At 67.7% G+C, this 1,184-nt stretch carries 1 protein-coding gene; it reads left to right on the top strand.

What is annotated here, in order from left to right; genetic code table 11:
- Window positions 1-2 precede the first annotated feature (2 nt).
- Complete coding sequence (locus P3G66_RS31765) at window positions 3-1,184, top strand: acetyl-CoA C-acetyltransferase (RefSeq protein WP_087503896.1); 1,182 nt, start codon at window positions 3-5, stop codon at window positions 1,182-1,184.

Raw genomic sequence — 1,184 nt, 5'->3', positions numbered from 1 at the left:
CTGTGATTGTTGCGGGAGCTCGTACCCCGATGGGTCGACTCCTCGGATCGTTGAAAGACCTCTCCGGGTCCGACCTCGGCGGCATCGCCATCAAAGGCGCCCTCGACAAGTCCTCAGTCGCACCCGAACAGGTCGACTACGTCATCATGGGACAGGTCCTCACCGCCGGCGCCGGCCAGATGCCCGCCCGCCAAGCCGCCGTCGCCGCCGGCATCCCCATGAACGTCCCCGCCCTGAGCATCAACAAGGTGTGCCTGTCCGGCATCGACGCCATCGCCCTCGCCGACCAACTCATCCGCGCCGGCGAATTCGACATCGTCGTCGCCGGCGGGCAGGAATCGATGTCCCGCGCACCCCACATGCTCGAAAAAAGCCGCGAAGGCTTCAAATACGGCGACGTCACCCTCCGCGACCACATGGCCTACGACGGCCTCCACGACATCTTCACCGACCAGGCCATGGGCCTGCTCACCGAACAAGTCAACCAACAAGAAACCGCCCACATCACCCGCGCCGAGCAGGACGCCTTCGCCGCCGCCTCACACCAGAACGCGGCCCGCGCCTGGAAAGACGGCCTCTTCGACAACGAAGTCGTCCCCGTCTCCATCCCCCAACGCAAGGGCGAGCCCATCGTCTTCGCCCAGGACGAAGGCATCCGCGCCGACACCACCACCGAATCCCTCGGCAAACTGCGTCCCGCGTTCAGCAAGGACGGCACCATCACCGCCGGCTCCGCCTCCCCGATCTCCGACGGCGCCGCCGCCGTGATCGTGATGAGCAAAACCAAAGCCGAAGAACTCGGCCTGACCTGGATCGCGGAAATCGGCGCCCACGGCGTCGTCGCCGGACCCGACTCCACCCTCCAGTCCCAACCCGCCCGGGCCATCGCCAAAGCCTGCGCGAAGGAAGGCATCGACCCCACCGACCTCGACCTCGTCGAAATCAACGAAGCATTCGCCGCCGTCGGGATCGCCTCCACCCGCGAACTCGGCCTCGACCCCGCCAAGGTCAACGTCAACGGCGGCGCCATCGCCGTCGGCCACCCCCTCGGCATGTCCGGCGCCCGCATCGCCCTGCACCTCGCCCTCGAACTGCAACGCCGCGGCGGCGGCATCGGCGCAGCCGCACTCTGCGGCGGCGGCGGACAAGGCGACGCACTCATCGTCCGCGTCCCCAAGGCCTGA

Origin of the sequence: Rhodococcus sp. C3V, assembly GCF_029269915.1 — a bacterium.
GTDB lineage: Bacteria > Actinomycetota > Actinomycetes > Mycobacteriales > Mycobacteriaceae > Rhodococcus_F > Rhodococcus_F qingshengii.
The sequence above is the reverse complement of the archived record's forward strand: the minus strand, read 5'-3'. Positions and strand labels throughout refer to the sequence as shown.